Below are 20459 nucleotides of genomic sequence, written 5' to 3'. Positions count from 1 at the left end.
TGTGCTACTAGATTAAGACTTGAAGTAAAAAATGCTGATAAAATTAATGAGGAAAAATATTATCCTGTAATACAAAAAATAAGTCCTACAGAGGTTCATGTGGTAGTTGGTATTAAGGCTTTTGAGCTAGCTGATGAATTATCAAAGATTTTAAATGACTCTGATGCTAATACAGATTATTCTAATAGAGCTTGGTTGCTTATTCCTATGATTGGAGGAATAGAAAATATAGTAAAAGTAAATAATTGTGCTACTAGATTAAGACTCAATTTAAAAGATGCTAATAAAGTAAATGCTGAAGAAATAAAAAAATATTATCCTGCAGTACAAAAAATAAGTGATACAGAATTGCATATAATAGTTGGTACTTCTGTAAGCGAACTTGCTGAAGATTTGGAAAAATTGTTAGGAAGCCAAACTTTAAAAACATCATTGCTTCTTCCTTTAGTTGGCGGAATAGAAAATATAGTAAAAGTGGATAACTGTGCTACCAGACTTAGACTTGAAGTAAAAGATATGACTAAAGTTAATACTAAAGATATAATGAGATATTATCCAGCTTTAGAAAAAATAAGCGATACCGAGCTTCATATAGTAGTAGGTACTGATGCTAATTTACTTGCAAATGAGTTTAAAACATTTACTTTATAAAAAAGTATATTTTTAATATAAATTAAATAATTTTTGACAGAATATGAAGTTTTATAATTTATATTCTGTCAAATGATTAATTTCTCTATTCTGATTAAAATTATGTATTAATTAAAAAAATACTTAGTTTTATATTTATTTCTATGTTATCGGTTATAAATGTGAAATATGGCAATAAAAATTGAATTATGTGTCATAAAAACTTGACAATTATATAAAAAACTATTAAACTTTAAAAATATATGACTTTTTAATAATTGATAATTTTTTGGCTTAATGTAATTTAGATATATTATAGATATAAAAAAAATATATTGTAAATAAAAGGAAGGGGTTATTATGTCAAGTATAAAATTTGAGCATGTAAGAAAAGTATATGATAATAAGGTAGAAGTAGTTAAGGATTTCAGTTTAGATATAGAAGATAAGGAATTTGTTATTCTAGTAGGTCCATCTGGATGCGGTAAATCTACAACACTTCGTATGATAGCAGGATTAGAAGATATAACAGACGGTAAGCTATATATTGGGGATAGATTAGTTAATGATGTAGCTCCAAAAGATAGGGATATTGCTATGGTTTTTCAGAACTATGCTTTATATCCTCATATGTCAGTATTCAAAAATATGGCTTTTGGGCTTGAACTTAGAAAAACGCCGAAAGATGAAATAAAAAAACGTGTTGAATGGGCTGCTAAAGTTCTTGATATAGATCATTTATTAGACAGAAAACCTAAAGCATTATCAGGAGGTCAGCGTCAGAGGGTGGCTTTAGGAAGAGCTATGGTAAGAAATCCGTCCGTATTTTTATTAGATGAGCCTTTATCAAACCTTGACGCCAAATTAAGAGTACAGATGCGTACAGAATTAATTAAACTTCATAAACAGCTTCAGACTACTTTTGTATATGTAACCCATGATCAGGTAGAGGCTATGACTATGGGTACTAGGATTGTTGTTATGAAAGATGGCGATATTATGCAGGTTGATGATGCTAAAACTCTTTATAATAGTCCTAAAAATTTATTTGTAGCTGGATTTATTGGGGCACCTCAGATGAATTTTATAAATGCTGTTTTAACTAAAAAAAGCGGAAAGTGGTATGCTAGCTTTGACAGATATGAAATTGAACTTAATAATGAGCGAATTTCAAAAGTTGATGATTCTTATGATGGAAAAGAAGTTGTACTTGGAATAAGACCAGAAAATGTTTCTTTATATAAAGATAAATCAGAAAGTAATTCTAAAAATTTAATACAGGCTATTATTGACGTTATAGAGATGATAGGCTCTGAAAGTTATTTGTATATGAACTTCGGAGATTCTCAAATTACTATAAGAATAAATACAAGTGATGATTATCAAAGAGATCAGCAGGCATTTATGGATTTTGATTTGAATAAACTTCATATATTTGATAAAGATACTCAAAAAAATATTTTAGTAGAGCAATAAGAGATAATAGAATAATAGTTTAAATAATGATAAATAAGGCTTTGTTTCTTAATGCATAGCCTTATTTATTTATTTATTTATTGTAAATATTTAAATCATTAAGATATTATTCTATCCAATATTTTAAATAATTCTTCTTTGCTTTCACATTTCATAAGATCAATTTTATTTTCCATTCTATATCCAGTAAGGTATTTCATAACAAACTTACGCATAAAATGTATACCGCTTATTTCGCCATACAACTCACAGCAGCCGTTTATATGTTCTTTTATAATATTTTTTAAGCTGTCATTTTCTGTTATATCATTATTATAATTATCATTATCTTCAAATATTGTATTAAGCTCGCTAAATATCCAAGGATTGCCAACTGCTCCTCTTCCTACCATTATGCCGTCCACATTTGATATATTAAATGCCTTTAATGCATCTTCTTTAGTTTTTATGTCTCCATTTCCTATTAGTATATAATCTTTTCCAAGTGCCTCTTTTACTTTTGCTATAGCTTCCCAATCAGCGGTGCCTCTGTACAAATCGCTTGCATATCTTCCATGCAATGTAAGAAAGCATGCCCCATTTTCTTTTAATGCCAATGCTCTTTCTATTTCTCCGCCTTCTCCTCGTTTGAGTCCAAGTCTTATTTTTACGCTTACAGGCAAAGGAGATACACTCTTTACAGCTTTTAATATAGAAACCATTTTATCCGTATCTTCTAAAAGTCCAGCCCCTCCGTTATTTCTTACTACTTTTTTTGTGGGGCAGCCCATATTAATGTCTATAAATGAAAATCCGCTTAAATTGGTTATTTCTATTGCCTTTTTATAATCATCTTCATTAGCTCCGAATAACTGAAGCGATATCGGGTATTCATCTTCTTTATGCTCCATATATCTATAAGTTTTTTTTACTTGTCTTGCTAAAGCTGCAGCACTTACAAGCTCTGTTATAAGAAGTCCTGCTCCGAATCTTCTTGATAATCTTCTAAATACATAATCAGTATATCCAGCCATAGGTGCTAAGAAAAATCTTGATGGTATATTTATGCCTTCTATTGTTATGCCTCTTTTCATATTTTCCTTAAAAATAATTAAATTTTTTGATATAATATAACAATTAATAAAAAAACTTCAATATCATCTTATTAAATAAAACTGCATTAATTTTATCAATGACTATTAAAACGAGTAGAATGCTTAAAAAGAAAAAATATATGTTGACTATAAAATACACTATGATATAATAAAATAGTATATACTAATAACATTTAGAGGTATTGTGTGGATATATATGATATAGTGGATAATCCAGAAAAGCAGCTTGAAGTATTTTCTGGTATTATCAAAAGAATGAATGCCAGTAGCGATCATGATGAAACCCTAGTTACAATCATATCAGAAATAAAAACTATTATGTACACAGATTCTATTCTTTTATATTTGGTGGATCAGGAATTATATAATCTTCACTATGAAATGTCTATAGGTCCTTTGGGAAGTAAATTCTTTGGAAACATTATTGACAGTGAAAGACCTCTGGCTGTAAGAGCTTATACTACATCATGTTCATTATATTCTAATGATCCGCAGGAAGATTCTGCTTTTATTCCTATGAAAGAAGTATTAGGAGAAGAGCTTAAAAATATATTATTTGTACCTCTAAAAGTAAGAAAAAAAAATATAGGTTCATTATTTTTAATAAATAAAAAAAATGGTAAGTTTATAGAGCAGGATACAGTTGTAATGTCATTATTTGCAAATATTGTATCTTTGGCTTTAGTTAATAAAATGGTATATGACAGAGCACAATCAAGAGCTTATGAAGTTGGTGCTTTGTATCAGATGTCTATTTCTATTAATAAATGCGAAACTATAGAAGAGATACTCAATGATAATATTAGTATAGTGTGTGAGGCATTTGAAGCTCATAGGGTATCTGTTATACTAAAAGAGAATGGGGTTTTTAAGTTTAAGGCTGGTATCGGTATTGATGAAGATGTTCTTAAATATGGTGTTGTAACGGTTGATGATAATGTTCTTTCTGAAGTACTTAGTACTGGAAAGCCTGTTTATTCTTTTGATGTAGACAGAGACAGCAGATTCAGACCTAATAAGAGTCTTAGATATAAGAGAAATAGTTTTATGGTAGCTCCTATAATAGCTAAAGATGAGATAATAGGTTTCCTTTCTGCCACAGAGAGAAATATTGATAAGGCATTTAATTTAAGTAATTTATCGCTTTTAGAGATGCTTGCTCAGCAGATAGGTGAGAATTATATGCATGTATTATTATCTGAAGAGTCAAAAATAAAAGAATCTCTAACAGAAGAGATTAATTTTACAGAGCAGCTTCAGAAAAGCGTACTTCCTAAAGAGTTTCCTAATAACGGTTTATTTGATATAGCAGCTGTGAGCATACCAAGTAAAAATGTAGGCGGCGATTTCTACGATTATATAAAAATAAGCGATACTAAATATGCTCTTGTTATAGCTGATGTATCTGGTAAAGGTTTAGGGGCTGGATTTTTTATGACTATGACACGCTCTATACTTAGAGTGTATTTTTCTGAAATGGACGATCCTGCTAAAATATTAGAATCTGCTAATAAGCATATATACAAAGATTCTAATAATGGTATGTTTGTTACTTGTTTCTTAGTTGTTATTGATACTGAAAATAAAACTATTACATATTCTAATGCTGGACATTTGACTCAGTATTTACTAAAAAAATATGATATTAGTACTTTAGATTCTATACTTGAAATGCATACTCATGGTAAGCCTTTAGGATTTATTGAAGATGCTTCTTATCAAAATAAGCAGATTTCTTATTCTAAAGGAGATACTATTATTTTATATACTGATGGTATAACTGAAACTTTCAATAAATCTGAAGAAGAATATGGTGAAGAAAGACTTAAAAATATTCTTAAAAATGATTATGATGATGCTAAAGAATTAGTTGATGATATAGTAAATGAAACTGTTTCGTTTAGAGGAAAAACTCCTCAATTTGATGATATCACTCTTTTAGTTGCAAGATTATTATAATATTTTGTTGATATATTTTTAATTATATTATACTATACTACATTATATTTTTTATGGAGATTGATATGAAAAAAATACTTTTATTAATTACAATTATGTCTTTATTTATAATTCAGTGCAATAATAAAACTAATACTCAAGCTAATACTGTTAATACAAATGAGTCAGTACAGTCAAATAAAACTATACCAGCAACAGAAATATTATCAAAAGAAGATGCATCATTTTTAGAAAAAGTAAAAAATAAAATATTAATAGGCGGAAATGCTCAATATACTTTCAAAGATAATGGTGATATAGAGTATGTATTTGAGTATGGAAGTTATAGAGAAGATAAAAATTATATCTTTGAATCTTCAAAAGACTCAACTAATGCCTATTATTATGAAACTTATAATATACAGGATAGGTATAAAGAAGGACCAAGTAATATAGCCACAAATTATAAAGGCTTTTCAGTAATAAATGGAATTCTTTATGAAGATAATTATCAAGGTTATGAAGGTGATCCTATTGAAACTATAATGACTAAATGGGAAAAAGAAAATTATTATTCTAATTACTATTACAGAGAAGTAAAAGAAAATCCTAATTTTGATAATTTTCCTTATGAGAATAAAGCCGATGTAACTTTTGATGAGTACAATAGAATATCAAGAGGTATATTAATATCAGAATCAGATTACAGACCAGAAGAAGTAGGAGATATTAATAATTATAATTTTGATAATGTATATACAAATGGTTATAATGCTTCTATCGAATTAAAGAAAAATGATGACGGAACATTTTATTTTTATGCTATTAATATAACTACAGATGAAAACGGACAGACAGTAACTAATATTCAAAGTACAGATATTAGTAAAATGGTATTATCAGAAAATCAGTATGTTGGGCCTTATTGTGAGATATTTGACAATTCTATGCAGTATGGAGAAGTTTACGGTGCAGATTTTTCATATTTTATAGATATAACTCCTATAAGTTCCGATGCTTTAGTTTTAGTTGAAAATCATGGAAGCTATGGATTTAGCGGAGTGTTTAAAAAGCAGTCTAATTAATTTTTATTTAGTTTGAAATTTAAGGGCTTTATCATCACTTGATTGTTGGTTAAAGCCCAAATATTAAAATTATAAATATTATTTTAAATTATTGTATAATAATATAACTATATACATGTAAAAATATCTGCTTTTTAAAAACAAAAAGAGTGCAATATCTATGGCTCTTAAACAACTTAAACAGTATTTAATAGTTGACTTTATAGTTATAATTTAGTATAATTTGTAAAAGTGAAATTACAATTTTTATTTAGGAAATTTATGTCGGATTTATGTTTTAAAGTTTTAGATTGGGACTTTTTTGCCCCTAATATAGATAAAAAATTTATATTGGATAATATAAATAGTGATATAAAAATTACTTATGACGATGCTAATCCAGATTTGGATTTTATACCAAGAGCACAGAAAAGAAGACTTAGTCAGATAACTAAATTATCATTTGAATCCGTAAAAAATATACTTAAAGAAAATGAACAAATGCCTATATTTTTTGTATCCAAATACGGCGAGATAAAACAGCAGTATAATATATCTAAAAAGATAGTTACAGAACATGAAGTCTCTCCTGCACTTTTTAGTTTTTCTGTTTTTAATACAGCAGCGGCACAGCTTACAATATTTTATAAAAATCATGAAAGAGCAGTTGCCATTACCTGCTATGACAATTTTGTAGATACAGCACTTATACAGGCTATTTCTTTTTTAAATAATTCTGAACATACGAAAGCACTTATAATAATAGCTGATGAAAAACTGCCTGAAAGCTATGAAGCTATATCAAAAGATGTTAATTATTCTTTTGCCTTTTCATGCATTATTTCAAAGGAAGATGCTGATATAAATATGAATATGATTGACAGTGATATTAAAAAAGATGAAAACTCTATTATTGATTTTATTAAATTTATATCATCAGATAACAATACCAATTTAAAATTGGGAAAAATCGAATTAACAAAAAAATAACTTAATTATTATTAGATTTATGTAAAATTATTATTTAAGGAGAATTATAACATGACTATTGAAGAACAAATAAAACAGATAGTAATAGAGGCGGCAAATTTGGAAGGCATGACAATAGATGATATAGATACAGATGTACCTTTATTCGGCGATGAATTGGGGCTTGATTCTATAGATGCTTTGGAAATAGGTGTTGCTATCAGAAAAAAATTTAATATAAGTTTTTCTGATATAGAAGAAAATAATAAAAAACATTTTTATTCTGTTGCAACATTGGCTAAATATATAAGAGAAAATTCAGATAATAAATAAAATTAAAAAAACATTATGAGAAAATTAAGCAATACAAATTTTTATTCATTAAAAGATTCAGAAGATATTTTTCTTTTGCATAAGGAAAATACAGGTTCCATAAAATATAAAGACTTTATTTGTGATATAGTAAGAGCTTTAGAATATATTTCTAAATATGAAGAAGATACTATTACAATATTCATTGAAGATGCTTACAGATTTATTGTAATAACTGTATCTGGATTTATACTAAAAAAAAAGGTAAATGTATTAAATAATAATAGTCCTAAATATGTAGAAAGCATAATAGGCAGTTCCATGGTTTATATATCCGACAATGATAAGTCGGATATCAATTTAGATGAAGTATTTGAAAGTTCATGTAATGATAAATGGTTTGATCTACTTAAAGAAACTGTTATAGATGAAAATATCAACATCAACTTTTATACTTCAGGTTCTACTGGATACCCTAAACTTATAGAAAAAACTCTTAAGCAATTTGAGGCAGAGGCTTCAAAAATAGTTAATCAATTTACTGATGATATGAAAGATTCTGTGTTTTTATATACAGTTCCTCATTATCATAGTTATGGTTTTGTTTTTGCAGTATTAGTTCCTTATATGCTTGAACTTAGATTTTTAGATAATAGAATAAATTATTTAGAAACAGTAAATAATTTTCATGAATATAAAAAAATTACTATAGTTACAACTCCAGCATTTTTAAAGAGAATAGACAGAACTTCTTTAAAAATAAGAGCGGATTGGCATTTATTTTCATCTACGGGATTGTTGGATAAAAAAGTTAATGATCTAGCTAAATATGTATTCGGTGTTGATGTTACAGAGATTTACGGAAGTACTGAGGCAGGTGCTATGGCTTACAGACGAAGAAGCGAAAACGATTTATGGACAAGACTTAATGTAGTAAGCCTGAAAGTTGATGAGCATGGAAGTATAGAATGCTGTTCTGGATATACTGGTGATAATGTCTGGATACATGTCGGCGATGTAGTTAATATGAAAAATGAAAATGAGTTTGAGCTTATAGGAAGAGAAGACTCTATAGTAAAAGTTGAAGGAAAAAGAATCAGTGTTCAGCAGATAGACAGACAAATACTTATGGATAAGCATTTTAAAGACAGCTATACTATATACTGCAGGTCTGATAAAAGAGAATATATAGCTTCTTTTATAGTGCTTAATAACAGTAATAGAAATTTAGAAGATATGAAGCTATATGTTATAGATTATTTAAAAGGATATTTTGAAACAGTTGTACTTCCTAAAAAGATATATTTTGTGGATAGTATTCCAAGGACAGAAATTGGAAAAATAGACAGAAAAGCACTTGATGCTATAATGCAAGGAAATTAAGTTGGATAATTATATTGATAATAAAGATTATAAAATAGAAGAAAAAACTTCTGATATGTTTAGAGTAAAAATTTTTATAGATGAAAGAATGCCTTATTTTGACGGACATTTTGAAAACTTTAAACTTTTGCCTGCTATAGCTCAGGTTAAAATTGCTCTTGATATATGTAAAAGTATTTTCAGCAGAAATTTTTCTGTCAGTAAACTTTTGAAATTGAAATTTGTTAATATGATTTTTCCAAATACTATTATTACATTAGAATGTTATTGTTTAAATAATACGCTTTCTTTTAAGATGTATGATGAAGATAAAAAATATTCTGACGGTAAGATTTATTTAAAATAAAGGTTCATCTTATGAGTCATTGGAGCGAAGAAAAAGAGATAGGCACAAGATGGAAAGCTATATTTTCAGCTTTTGTTTATAAACTTCTGGGAAGAACTTTTGTTATAATATATCTTATTCCAATAAGTATAGTTTATTTCTTCTATTCTAAAAGCAGAATGAAAGCTTCAAGAGAATATCTTAAGAGAATGTCTAAATATAATAAAAAAGTAAAGTCTAACTTTATTTGTTCTTATAAGCATTTACTTTCATTTGTTGTTTCTGTAGCTGAAAAAATAGCGGCTTGGAATGGGGATATACCTATAAAAGATCTTATAGTAAAGACTGAAGATGACTATAAAAAAGTTATTGATTTGCTTAACAGTAAAAAGGGAATGATAATATTATTTTCGCATATTGGAAATGTTGAGCTTTTAAAGGCATTAGCGGTTATCAATGAAGGCAATCCTATAAAAAATTATAAGATAAATATCATAATAGATTCTCGTGTTAATAAAAATGTTAATCTATTAATGGGAGAGGGTAAGAATAATTCTTTTATAGATTTTATTGATGCTTCAAATATAGGACCTGAAACCATTTTAAGTATTGAAAACAAACTTGATAACGGCGAGATAGTTGCTATAGCAGGGGATAGAACATCTAACAAAACCGATAGAGTAAATTATATAGAGTTTTTAGGAGAAGAAGCTCCTTTTCCATGCGGTGCTTTTTTGATACCTATTTTGCTTAAATATCCTGTTTATTATTTCTTTGCTTTGAGAGAAAATGATAAAATACTTTCAAAAAAATACAATTTTTATATATATTCTTCCAAAATAAAACTTGATAATACAGAATTAAAAAATAGAAAGAAAAAAAATGAAACTATTTTAGATTTAACAAAGGAATTTGCTTCTATTATTGAAAAAAAAGCTATAGAATATCCTTATCAATGGTATAATTTTCATGATTTTTGGTATAAGGGGAATTGATTTATGAAAAAACGTACTGATAATAAAAAAGTTTATTTAGAAAATGATTATTATATAAAGCCTTCTTTTTATGATTTGGATCCTATGGGAGTAGTTTGGCATGGAAATTATATAAAGTTTATGGAGCAGGCTAGGGAGGCTATGCTTTCTATTATAGATTATGATTATGATATTATGACAGCTAAAGGTGTTATGTGGCCTATAGTAAAACTTGAAATAAAATATATTAACTCAATAAGATTAAATCAAAATGTGAGAATACATACTGAAATTACAGAATATTTAAATGGTATGAAAACAGAATATACTTTTTATGATGAAAATGATAAGGTTATATCAAAATCAAGCACATTGCAGATGCCTATAGATTCTGAAACTAGAAAAGGTTTTTTAAATAGTCCTAAAGATTTTGTTGAAAGAATAGAAAAACTTAATAAACTTTGATGCTATTTATATAAATTTTTTTTACAAATTATTGTTTTTTTGTATTATAATATATACTAATAATAATTGGGGAATAATAAATGAAAAAATTTTGTTTATTAATGATATTAGCTCTTTCTTCTCTATTATTTGGACAAGTAAAAGATGAATATAAAAATGCTAAACTATTAAAAGGTACTTATACTCAAATAGTAAGCCAGAAGGGAAGGAGTTTTGAATCGTCTGGAGATTTTATAGTTGCTAGCGGATATGGCATATGCTGGATTACAAAACTGCCTAAAGAATCAATAACTGTTATGGGAGAGAAAAATGTTGTGCAGATACTTCCTAATGGAAAAAAGAAGGTTATGGCTGATTCAGGCAATGCTATGTTTTCTCAAATAGCTAATATTATAAAATCAATTTTTATATATGATGAAAAAACTATATTAGAATCATTTAATCAAAGTAAAGAAAATAATGTTACAGTTTATACTCCTAAAACTGAAGAGTTAAAAAAGATAATAGAAAAAATAGAGGTGAGTTTTGCAAAAGAAGGATATATAGAAAAGATAAAAATGTATTCTTCAAATAACAGCACCACAGAGTATATTATGAAAGTTTTATCCAAATCAAATACTTTAACTTCTGAGGAGATAAAATATTTTGAAGAGGAGTAAACTTCTAATAGTTTTATGGATATTTTTTCATCTATCTGCTTTAATTTTATTTATAGCAAGATATGATAAAACGGCAAAAATAGATACTAATTTTTTGTCAATAACGCCTAAATTTTTGGAAGATAAAGATTTTCAAAAACCTTTGGAAGATTTCTTTTTAAAAAACTCAAGCAGTATTAAAATATTTATAGAAAGCGATGATTTTGATACTGCTAAAAATAGTGCATTAAAATTAGAAGAATATATAAATAATTTAGACAGCAATGTTTTAGTTAATTTATATTCAAGAGATTATGATGATATTTTAAATATGATGATTAAATATAAGTATCAGCTTCTTTCAAAAGAGATAAGAGATTATCTTTTAAATGATGAGGCTTATATTGTTGCTGATAATTCTATTCTTAATTTTTATTCTCCTTTTTTTATTCCTATAGTTGGTAATATTGAAGATGATCCTTTTTTTGTGGTTAATTCTAAAATAAATGAAATTTTAGTTTCTGAAAATAATATGCAGTCAAGAGACGGTATTCAGTTTGTAAATTATAATAATAAATATAATATACTTATCAATATAAATATGCCTAAAAAAATAGACAGTGAAAGTTTTTTTAATAATCTTACAGTTTTTTTAAATGATTTGGCTGTTAATGATAGTGTAAAAACATATATATCGGGTGTTCCTATTCATACATATTATAGCCAGAAAAGTGCCAAAAAAGAAATTACAATTATATCTATAGTTTCTCTTGTAGTTATATGTATGATGTTTATATTTATATTTAAATCGGTAAAGCCTTATATTATTTCAATGTGCACAATATTTATAGCAGGTGCTGCCGCATTTTTGTATTCATCAGTGTTTTTTAATTCTATTCATATATTTACTTTTGTATTCGGAACTAGTTTGATAGGCATATCAATAGATCATTCAATACATTTTATCACAGAATGGTACAATGAAAAAGATAAAAAAGAAGTTTTAAAAAAGATATTTCCAAGTATGCTTTTAGGTTTTTTAACAACCATAATAAGTTATTTATCGCTTTTCTTAACTTCTCTTACATTATTAAAGCAGATAGCATTATTTTCTATATTTGGGCTTATAAGTTCTTTTCTTACTGTAAATATAATATATCCTATTATATTTAAAAATGATAAAAGAAATATCAAACAGTCTGTATTATCAGGAAGCAGAAATATATTAAATGAATATGTAAAAATAATAAATATAAAAACTGCTTTTATTATTTTTGTAATAGTTATTATACTTTCTATAATATTTATACCTAGAATAAAAGTTAATTTTTCTGCAAATCAGCTTTATGATACTCCAGATTTTCTTCTTGAAAGTGAGAGTGAAGTTTATAAAAGATTAAATACATCACTTGCAAAAAATATTATAATATCAAGCGGCGAAACTCTTTCAAAGGCACTTGAGGCTGAAGAGAGTATAGAAAATTATTTTACTAATAATTATAATGCTATATCAAGAATATTATATTCTGAAAAAAAGCAGAGAGAAAATATAAAACTTACAGAAGATAAATTAATGCCTCTTTTAAGAGAACAGATAAGAGAGCTTAATTTAGATGAAAGTTCATATAATAAAATAAAAACAGAGTTTGAAAGTATAAAAAATGATGTGCTTGATATAAATAGTATAATAGAATCAGATAGTTTTTCTGAACTTAAAAAAATTATTACTACCAATAATAATAAATATTTTATCATAGCTACAAGCGATTATGATACTAATAATACTATAAATGTTACTAATAATAATGTAAAAGTGTTTAATCTTAATGAAGAGATTAATGATGCATTAGACAGCACAGCAAAAACAGCAGTAAAAATGGCTTTGATAGCATATATTTTAATATTTATAGCAATGGCAGTATTTTTTAATAAGAAGCAAGCACTTGCCATAATACTAGTTCAATTAATGTCTGTTTTGATAAATTTATCTATACACTCTATATTTGGTATTAATATAAATATATTTTCTATATTTGCTTTGATACTTTCTATAGGTATATCTATAGACTATGCGATATTTTTTTCAAACAGTGCTGCTGATAAGGAGATTACATTTTTGGCGGTATTTTTATCTATGATGACAACTGTATTATCATTTGGTACTTTGGCATTTAGCAGTTTTATACCTGTAAAATCTTTTGGTTTATTTTTATTTATAGGAGTTTTATCATCATTTATAATTTCTCCTATATTATTTAAATTTAATAGATTAATAGAAAAAGTTTAATATAAATAGTATATTTTATGTATATATGAACTATTTGACATTTTTTTTATAGAATTATATACTTGACATTTGAGGTGATAACATGAGCAATATACTACTTGATTTCGGCATTATTAATTGTTTGGCGAGAGATAAAGAAGAGCTATATAATAAGTATTTTTTAAAAGGAGAATACGGCTTAAAAGAAAATAATGATTATAATAAAAAATTTTTTCTTGGTAAAATAGATAATGATTTTTTTAATTTTAAGCTTGAAGATCCTTATAATAACAAAATAAACAAAATGGCTTTGCATGCTGTAAATCAATTAAAGCCTATTATAGATGAAGCAAAAAAAAGATATAAAAAAAATAGAATATCTGTTATAGTGGGCACATACGAAAATGGAAGTGACGAAACTAAAGATTATATATTAAAAGGTTCTGTTTCTGATGAGAGAAGAATATTGGTTATGCAGAGCCTTAATATATGCTGTGATTTTTTGCAGAAGTACTTTGATGTTTCAGGACCTTCTTTTACAATTTCTACGGCATGTACATCAAGTGCGAATGCTATAATAGCTGCTGATGAGCTTATAAGAAGTAACATAATAGACGTTGCTATAGTTGGCGGTGCTGATGTTGTAACTGATACTGTTGTTTATGGTTTTGACTCTCTTGAAGTTGTTTCTTATAATAAAACCAATTCTTTTTCAAAAAACAGAAGTGGAATAAATTTGGGAGAGGGTGCTGCTTTTACAGTTTTGGCAAGAGAGAATTTTGTTGATTCTAAAGATGCTATATACCTTAAAGGCTACAATAGTAATTCAGACTCTCATCACATGACAAGCCCAGATATAGACGGAAGCACCACAAGCAAATGTATTAATGACGCTTTAAAACATGCATCTATGAATATTAACAATATAGATTATATTAATCTTTATGGTACAGGTACTTTGATAAATGATAAAATGGAGAGTACAACATTAAACAGAGTAAATGCTTCCAATATATGGTGCAGTTCTAGTAAAACATCATTCGGTCATACTATAGGGGCAGCTGGGGCTATGGAGCTTGGTGTTTGTTTTATTACTATTTCATCTATGAATAAAGAAAAAATACTTCCACCTCATTTATATGACGGAGAGTATGATGATACACTTGAAAAAATAAAATTAGTTAATGGAAAGGTTGTATCAAATAGACTTGAAAATTGTATGAGTGTATCGTTTGGGTTTGGTGGAAGCAATACTTGTTTGATAGTTGGAAAATAATTTATTATTGATTTGTTTTATTGTTATGGAAAATAAATATAAATTAAATATACCGCATAAAGGCAGAATGCTTTTGATAGATGGTATTGTTGATATTAATTTTGATGATAATGAAATACTTACTTTTTCTCATATAAAAAAAGACAATGTTTTTTATGATAATAATGAAGGTATTGATTCTTATATTTTTACTGAATATGCGGCACAGACTGCAGCAGCTTATAATGGTGCTTTAGAAAATAGTGCTGATGATAAGAGAATAGGTTTCCTTTTAAATATTAAAAAAGCTGATTGTTATATTGATAAAGTTAAAGCGGGAAATAAAGTTTATATATTTGTAAAAGAGACTTTAAAGGACGGAAATATTGCATATTATGAAGGTAATGTAATTATTTGTAATGATGATATAAATAGTATAGAAGAATATAAAAATATAATAAGTAGTGATAATATAAAAAAAGTTATGGACTGTTCTATAATGGTAATGGAGAGTTCTATACAAGATTTGAGATTTTAGTTTTTTATTTTAATAAAGAGTGTATACAATTATGAAAAATAAATCTATTTTAGTAACAGGTGCATCTGGGAGCATAGGGCTTGCGATATCAAAAAAGATTATATCAAGCGGTTATGACACTATTATGTGCTATAATAAAAATGATTCTTTTATAGATGATATAGAAACTTATTCAAGAGATTATGATGTTAATATAAGATTTTTAAAAATGGATGTTTCAAATAGAGAAGAGACTAAAAATATTTTGCTAAAAGATATAGAAGATAATGGAGCATATTACGGAGTGGTACTTTCATCTGGTATAACTATGGACAATGCTTTTCCAGCTATGACTTCAGATGAATGGGATAAAGTTATAGATGTTAATTTGAAAAGTTTTTATAATATAGTCAATCCCATAATTATGCCTATGATAAGGTCAAAAAAAGGGGGGCGTATTATAGCGATAAGTTCTGTTTCTGGCATAATAGGCAATAGGGGGCAGGTTAATTATGCTGCTTCTAAGGCTGGTCTTATAGGTGCTGTGAAATCTTTGGCTATAGAATTGGGTAAAAGAAATATTACTGTAAACTGCATTGCTCCCGGTATAATAGAAAGTGAGATGATAAATGATGAGATAATAGAGCATGCCAAAAATATGATAGCTTTAAAAAGAATAGGAAAACCTGTTGATGTTGCCAATGCTGTAAACTTTTTACTCTCTGAAGATGCTAATTATATAACTAAACAGGTTATTAGTGTTGACGGAGGAATGTTTTAGTTAACTTCATATTTAAATAATTGTTTTTTTTTGTATAATTTGTATATTTATAAAAAAATATTTTACAAATAGAGATTTAATCTTATTTTATATTATGAGATTTATATATAATGGGTTATTTATGAAAAAATTGTCTTATGTATTTTTAATATTTATTCTAATTTTTAATGCTGCTCATACATTAACTGACAATGAAACTAGTTTTCTTAAATCATGTGAAGAAGGAAAATATGACAGGGTAGTTTCTCTTATCAATAAAAAAGTTAATGTAAATGCTGTTTCAGAAGATGGTGTTACAGGTTTAATGCTGGCAGCTCATCATGGTCATAGTGCCATTGCTAGACTTTTAGTTAATTCAAATGCCGATGTTAATATTGCTGATAAGGTAGGATACACTGCTCTAATAATGGCATCCACTGGAGGATATACTGATATAGTAAAAATACTTTTGAAAGCTGGTGCTGATGTTAATGCTGCTAATACATACAGAGAAACTGCTTTGCATACTGCGTCGTATAAACTCTATTCTGATATAGTTCAGACTTTGGTTGATTATAAAGTTAATATAAACGCAGTGAACAATGACGGGGATAATGCTTTAATAATGGTTTTTATGTCGGCAGATAAAAGCGAGAATATGCTTCCTGTTGCTAAAATATTATGTGATAATGGTATAGATGTTAATGCTAGAGATAAAAATGGAAGAACAGCCCTTACTTATGTTAAAGAAAATTATAAAAAGGCTGATACATTAATATCTTTTTTAAATGAATATGGTGCTTTGGAATAATTATTTAATAATGTTAAATAAATATTGTAAAAAAACTAAACTTATATATAATTATTTTTATATTTTAATTTTTTGAGGTAAAATAATAAATGATAGAAGATTTAATAGAGAGACTTCCTAAGTTGGGAGGTATAAAAAAAGATATAGAGAATGCTATAAATGAAACTATAAATGCTTATGAAAGAGGTAATAAAGTATTAATAGCTGGAAATGGGGGAAGTGCCTGCGACAGTGAGCATATAGCAGGTGAGCTTTTAAAAAGTTTTTTAAAAAAGCGTCCTATCAATGAGGAGATAAGAAAAGAGCTATTAAAAATAGAAGACGGAGAATATATTGCTGATAATTTAGAATCTCCATTAAGAGCTGTAGCTTTAACATCTCATTTGGGACTATCAAGTGCTTATCTAAATGATAAAGAGCCTTATTTGGTATTTGCTCAGCAGTTATTAGGTTTTGGTGATAAAGGGGATATTTTCTTTGCTATAAGTACTTCTGGTAATGCTAAAAATATTATTTATGCTGCCAAACTTGCTAAGGCTATGGGGATAAAGGTTGTATCTTTTACCAATGAGAATGGAGGAAAACTAGCTTTAATGGCCGATATTGCAATTAAAGCTCCTGCCAAAGAAACTCATATATCACAGGAATATCATGAAGCAATATATCATGAAATTTGTATAAGAGTTGAAGAGCATTTTTTCAAAGAAAATAGATAATTAGTTTTTTTCATTAAAAAAATTATTATCAAATATAAAAAATTAAGCTATTGAAAAATTATTGATTATAATATATCATATTTACAATATTAATTATAATTTTTAAGGATATAATAATGACTACAGACAGAGAAGAATTAGAAGCACTTTTATATCAAACTAGATTAAGAATAGAAGAAAATCAAAAAGATGAAGTATTAGATAGATTAAATAAAGATTTAAAATTTATAGAAGAATTATTTGAAGTTAATGTTGATGGTATAGATCCTTTATATCATGTTATAGATTTACCTGAATATTTGAGAGAAGATGTAGCTGGTAAAACTTTAGATAATGAAGTTATAATGAATCTATGCCGCAGCGGAGAATATGGTTATATTGTAGTTCCAGCTGTACCAGCAGCTTTGGAAAACAGTGAGCATCAGGCTAAAAAATCATAAAAAATTAGAGGTCATCAATTATAGATGAATTATTCTTACGACAGAGAAGAATTAAAAAAAGAAAAGCGTAATGCTCTTAAAGCTATATTAAAGCCTTTTATATTTATTTATTATAGAAGTAACAGTCTTCTTTACAGAGCTGCTGCTAGGCTTATATTGGGGTTTATTATAGCTTTTGTTTTGTTCGGCATTCTTACTTTATTCATCAGATTTGATAGAATGAAAAGTTCAACTATGATGAATACAATAGAGCCTAACGATATAGTTATAACTTCAAAATTGAGATACGCAGTTTCTTTAAGACCTTTTGTTTCTTCACTTACAGGTAAAACAATAATTTTTTCAAGACCTAAAAGAGGGGATATTGTATTTATGATAGACCCTAGAACAAAGAGAGAATTTTTTCTTAAGAGATTTGCTTCATATTTTGTATATTTTGCAACTTTTGGAAATGTGAATATATCAAAAACAAGATATTTAATAAAAAGAATAGTAGGACTTCCTAATGAAACTATAGAGATAAAAAATAAAACAGTTTATATTAACGGAGAAATGCTTAATGAGCCTTGGGCTAATATCGATTCTGACAGCAGGATATTAGACAAAGAAGTATCCACCAGAGATAATTTTGGTCCTCATATTATAGGATATAATGAGTATTTTGTGATGTCAGATAACAGAGATTATGGATATGACAGCAGAGATTTTGGTAATGTGCATTTTTCTAATATAGATGGAAAAGTTATTTCCAAATAATTTTTATTTATTATCTTATTATCTAACTATACAAGAGTTTTATTATGAAACTTAAAGATAATCATAAATTAACATTATATTCCTGCTACATAGGATACATAACTCAGGCTATTATTAATATATTTCCGCCTCTTGTTTTTATAATGTTTCAAAAAAATTTTAATATATCATTAACTCAGATAGGTATTCTTTCATCTTTTAATTTTGCTGTGCAGATGATTGTAGATTTTTTATCAATTAAATTTATAGATAAAATAGGATACAGAGTTCCGATAGTAGCAGCACATATATTTTCTGCTTTAGGATTATTTTTGCTTGGAGTACTTCCTTTTTATATAGAGCCTTATTTAGCTATGTTAATATGCTTTTTTATTAATGCAATAAGTGGGGGACTTATAGAAGTTTTGGTAAGCCCAATAGTAGAAGCACTTCCCGAAAAACAAAAAACTAAAGCTATGAATATACTTCATTCATTTTATTCATGGGGTTCTATGATAGTAGTGATATTATCAACTTTGTATTTTAATATATTTAGAATTGATAATTGGAGATATATGTCTATGCTTTGGGCTTTAGTTCCTTTTATAAATATATTTTTATTTGCAAATGTTCCTCTTAATGTATTAAAAACTCATGAGGATAATATGAATGCTAATAACGTAGTTTCTATAAGAAAATTATTGTCTGTAAAAATAGTATTAGTGTTTTCTGTTTTGATGATATGTGCAGGTGCTAGTGAGCAGTCTATAGCTCAGTGGGTATCATTATTTGCCGAGGCTGGTCTTAATGTGGATAAGACAATTGGAGATATATTTGGTGCTTGTATGTTTGCATTTTGTATGGGAATAGTGAGATTAATTTACGGAATGAACTCTGAAAAGATAGATATAAAAAAGGCACTTCTTATATCTTCTTTTTTATGTATAATTGGGTATTTAATAACAGTATTTAGTCCGTATGCTTTTTTATCATTAATAGGATGTGCTGTATCTGGTTTATCTGTTGCTATGATGTGGCCTTCTGTATTTAGTCTTTCTTCAAAAATATACAGTAAAGGAGGTACTGCCATGTTTGCATTGCTTGCTTTGGCAGGAGATGCTGGCTGTTCTTTAGGTCCTTTTATAGTTGGTATTGTTTCAAATGATATTTATAATAATTTTAATAATGCTATAGTTGAATCATCATTAAAAGTAGGAATTTTATTTGCTGTATTTTTTCCTATTCTGATGTTTATAGTTTTACTGTTTTTTAAAAATAATAAAACAAATTCTTAAAAGTAAATTGATACAGTTATTTATTATAATTTTTTATTATATATTTTATTAAATATTAATAAGTTTTTATTATAGTTCTTCTATTTCTCTTATACTCAATCCTGTTAATTCACTGATAAGATTTAAGTCCATATCTCTATTTTTCATATTTTTAGCCATAGATACTGCCTTATTTTTTTCACCTTGTTCTATACCTTTCTCTATACCTTTCTCTATACCTTGTCTAATACCTTCTTCAATTCCTAATCTTCTTTCTTCCTCAAGCATTATTTGATTACCATATAGATACGCTTCTCTTTTATCGTATTCATTCATCATTAATCTATCTTTAATAAAGTTATTGTATCTTTTTTGTACTTCTTCCATTATAGGTTTTTCTTTTACTAAATCTGACAT

21 protein-coding genes and 1 pseudogene are annotated in these 20459 nt (G+C 27.1%); 20 read left to right on the top strand and 2 right to left on the bottom strand.

The genetic code is table 11. The annotated features are described in order from the left end of the window. Window positions 1-651 (top strand): PTS sugar transporter subunit IIB (locus F811_RS0102935; RefSeq protein ID WP_020003795.1); only part of this gene is annotated, 651 nt, incomplete at its 5' end. Between the two features lie 339 nt (window positions 652-990). Next, window positions 991-2106: an ABC transporter ATP-binding protein gene (locus F811_RS0102930; RefSeq protein ID WP_020003794.1), complete on the top strand. Its 1116-nt coding sequence runs from the start codon at window positions 991-993 to the stop codon at window positions 2104-2106. 98 nt (window positions 2107-2204) lie between these two features. Here the strand turns inward: F811_RS0102930 and F811_RS0102925 are convergent, their stop codons facing one another. Beyond that, entirely contained in the window at window positions 2205-3179 is a 975-nt protein-coding gene (locus tag F811_RS0102925; protein WP_020003793.1) for a tRNA dihydrouridine synthase, read from the bottom strand. A gap of 207 nt (window positions 3180-3386) precedes the next feature. On the opposite strand from F811_RS0102925, the gene F811_RS0102920 reads away from it, so the two are divergent. The 18 genes from F811_RS0102920 to F811_RS0102835 all read left to right on the top strand — a co-directional run bounded on the left by F811_RS0102920 (window position 3387) and on the right by F811_RS0102835 (window position 20063). Then, window positions 3387-5159 (top strand): GAF domain-containing SpoIIE family protein phosphatase, encoded by a 1773-nt coding sequence (locus tag F811_RS0102920; protein ID WP_020003792.1) that lies wholly within the window; start codon window positions 3387-3389, stop codon window positions 5157-5159. Window positions 5160-5224: 65 nt separating this feature from the next. After that, window positions 5225-6223 carry a hypothetical protein gene (locus tag F811_RS0102915; protein ID WP_020003791.1) on the top strand — a complete coding sequence of 333 codons (999 nt, stop codon included), beginning with the start codon at window positions 5225-5227 and terminating at the stop codon, window positions 6221-6223. Between the two features lie 261 nt (window positions 6224-6484). Beyond that, the gene (locus tag F811_RS0102910; RefSeq protein ID WP_020003790.1) at window positions 6485-7192 is read left to right on the top strand and encodes a beta-ketoacyl synthase chain length factor; all 708 of its coding nucleotides are present in this window, start codon (window positions 6485-6487) and stop codon (window positions 7190-7192) included. Between the two features lie 51 nt (window positions 7193-7243). Next, window positions 7244-7504, top strand: a complete 261-nt coding sequence (locus F811_RS0102905) for a phosphopantetheine-binding protein (protein ID WP_020003789.1) — start codon at window positions 7244-7246, stop codon at window positions 7502-7504. 15 nt (window positions 7505-7519) lie between these two features. Further along, entirely contained in the window at window positions 7520-8866 is a 1347-nt protein-coding gene (locus F811_RS0102900) for an AMP-binding protein (RefSeq protein ID WP_020003788.1), read from the top strand. Window position 8867: 1 nt separating this feature from the next. Then, window positions 8868-9212, top strand: coding sequence for an ApeI family dehydratase (locus F811_RS0102895; protein WP_020003787.1), 345 nt, complete (start codon window positions 8868-8870; stop codon window positions 9210-9212). 11 nt (window positions 9213-9223) lie between these two features. After that, window positions 9224-10186 carry a lysophospholipid acyltransferase family protein gene (locus F811_RS0102890; protein ID WP_020003786.1) on the top strand — a complete coding sequence of 321 codons (963 nt, stop codon included), beginning with the start codon at window positions 9224-9226 and terminating at the stop codon, window positions 10184-10186. Window positions 10187-10189: 3 nt separating this feature from the next. After that, window positions 10190-10630 carry an acyl-CoA thioesterase gene (locus tag F811_RS0102885; protein WP_020003785.1) on the top strand — a complete coding sequence of 147 codons (441 nt, stop codon included), beginning with the start codon at window positions 10190-10192 and terminating at the stop codon, window positions 10628-10630. Window positions 10631-10710: 80 nt separating this feature from the next. Continuing rightward, window positions 10711-11289 (top strand): LolA family protein, encoded by a 579-nt coding sequence (locus F811_RS0102880; protein ID WP_020003784.1) that lies wholly within the window; start codon window positions 10711-10713, stop codon window positions 11287-11289. Further along, window positions 11276-13555, top strand: coding sequence for an MMPL family transporter (locus tag F811_RS0102875; RefSeq protein WP_020003783.1), 2280 nt, complete (start codon window positions 11276-11278; stop codon window positions 13553-13555). The genes F811_RS0102880 and F811_RS0102875 overlap by 14 nt, the downstream gene beginning before the upstream one ends. A gap of 82 nt (window positions 13556-13637) precedes the next feature. Further along, window positions 13638-14810: a beta-ketoacyl synthase N-terminal-like domain-containing protein gene (locus F811_RS0102870; RefSeq protein ID WP_020003782.1), complete on the top strand. Its 1173-nt coding sequence runs from the start codon at window positions 13638-13640 to the stop codon at window positions 14808-14810. Between the two features lie 25 nt (window positions 14811-14835). Further along, window positions 14836-15327, top strand: a complete 492-nt coding sequence (locus F811_RS0102865; RefSeq protein ID WP_020003781.1) for a hotdog family protein — start codon at window positions 14836-14838, stop codon at window positions 15325-15327. Window positions 15328-15358: 31 nt separating this feature from the next. After that, window positions 15359-16087 carry a 3-oxoacyl-ACP reductase FabG gene (gene fabG / locus F811_RS0102860; protein ID WP_020003780.1) on the top strand — a complete coding sequence of 243 codons (729 nt, stop codon included), beginning with the start codon at window positions 15359-15361 and terminating at the stop codon, window positions 16085-16087. Between the two features lie 121 nt (window positions 16088-16208). After that, on the top strand, window positions 16209-16877 hold the full coding sequence (locus tag F811_RS0102855; RefSeq protein ID WP_020003779.1) for an ankyrin repeat domain-containing protein: 669 nt from the start codon (window positions 16209-16211) through the stop codon (window positions 16875-16877). 89 nt (window positions 16878-16966) lie between these two features. Further along, window positions 16967-17593 (top strand): D-sedoheptulose-7-phosphate isomerase, encoded by a 627-nt coding sequence (locus F811_RS0102850; protein WP_020003778.1) that lies wholly within the window; start codon window positions 16967-16969, stop codon window positions 17591-17593. 116 nt (window positions 17594-17709) lie between these two features. Then, window positions 17710-18033, top strand: a complete 324-nt coding sequence (gene gatC / locus F811_RS0102845; protein WP_020003777.1) for an Asp-tRNA(Asn)/Glu-tRNA(Gln) amidotransferase subunit GatC — start codon at window positions 17710-17712, stop codon at window positions 18031-18033. Between the two features lie 24 nt (window positions 18034-18057). After that, window positions 18058-18789, top strand: a complete 732-nt coding sequence (gene lepB / locus F811_RS0102840; protein WP_020003776.1) for a signal peptidase I — start codon at window positions 18058-18060, stop codon at window positions 18787-18789. Window positions 18790-18833: 44 nt separating this feature from the next. Next, window positions 18834-20063, top strand: a complete 1230-nt coding sequence (locus tag F811_RS0102835; protein ID WP_020003775.1) for an MFS transporter — start codon at window positions 18834-18836, stop codon at window positions 20061-20063. Between the two features lie 69 nt (window positions 20064-20132). Here the strand turns inward: F811_RS0102835 and F811_RS16695 are convergent. After that, a pseudogene (locus F811_RS16695) lies at window positions 20133-20459 on the bottom strand (Rpn family recombination-promoting nuclease/putative transposase); the annotation flags it as partial.

The organism is Brachyspira innocens ATCC 29796, from assembly GCF_000384655.1.
Classification (GTDB): Bacteria; Spirochaetota; Brachyspiria; order Brachyspirales; family Brachyspiraceae; genus Brachyspira; species Brachyspira innocens.
This window is presented reverse-complemented; position numbering and strand designations above follow the sequence as displayed.

Coding starts and splice junctions, on each gene's coding strand:
- F811_RS0102880 (WP_020003784.1), top strand. CDS start 10,711: ATGAAAAAATTTTGTTTATTAATGATATTAGCTCTTTCTTCTCTATTA.
- fabG (WP_020003780.1), top strand. CDS start 15,359: ATGAAAAATAAATCTATTTTAGTAACAGGTGCATCTGGGAGCATAGGG.
- F811_RS0102925 (WP_020003793.1), bottom strand. CDS start 3,179: ATGAAAAGAGGCATAACAATAGAAGGCATAAATATACCATCAAGATTT.
- F811_RS0102900 (WP_020003788.1), top strand. CDS start 7,520: ATGAGAAAATTAAGCAATACAAATTTTTATTCATTAAAAGATTCAGAA.
- F811_RS0102930 (WP_020003794.1), top strand. CDS start 991: ATGTCAAGTATAAAATTTGAGCATGTAAGAAAAGTATATGATAATAAG.
- lepB (WP_020003776.1), top strand. CDS start 18,058: ATGAATTATTCTTACGACAGAGAAGAATTAAAAAAAGAAAAGCGTAAT.
- F811_RS0102905 (WP_020003789.1), top strand. CDS start 7,244: ATGACTATTGAAGAACAAATAAAACAGATAGTAATAGAGGCGGCAAAT.
- F811_RS0102910 (WP_020003790.1), top strand. CDS start 6,485: ATGTCGGATTTATGTTTTAAAGTTTTAGATTGGGACTTTTTTGCCCCT.
- F811_RS0102885 (WP_020003785.1), top strand. CDS start 10,190: ATGAAAAAACGTACTGATAATAAAAAAGTTTATTTAGAAAATGATTAT.
- F811_RS0102855 (WP_020003779.1), top strand. CDS start 16,209: ATGAAAAAATTGTCTTATGTATTTTTAATATTTATTCTAATTTTTAAT.
- gatC (WP_020003777.1), top strand. CDS start 17,710: ATGACTACAGACAGAGAAGAATTAGAAGCACTTTTATATCAAACTAGA.
- F811_RS0102835 (WP_020003775.1), top strand. CDS start 18,834: ATGAAACTTAAAGATAATCATAAATTAACATTATATTCCTGCTACATA.
- F811_RS0102865 (WP_020003781.1), top strand. CDS start 14,836: ATGGAAAATAAATATAAATTAAATATACCGCATAAAGGCAGAATGCTT.
- F811_RS0102915 (WP_020003791.1), top strand. CDS start 5,225: ATGAAAAAAATACTTTTATTAATTACAATTATGTCTTTATTTATAATT.
- F811_RS0102870 (WP_020003782.1), top strand. CDS start 13,638: ATGAGCAATATACTACTTGATTTCGGCATTATTAATTGTTTGGCGAGA.
- F811_RS0102850 (WP_020003778.1), top strand. CDS start 16,967: ATGATAGAAGATTTAATAGAGAGACTTCCTAAGTTGGGAGGTATAAAA.
- F811_RS0102890 (WP_020003786.1), top strand. CDS start 9,224: ATGAGTCATTGGAGCGAAGAAAAAGAGATAGGCACAAGATGGAAAGCT.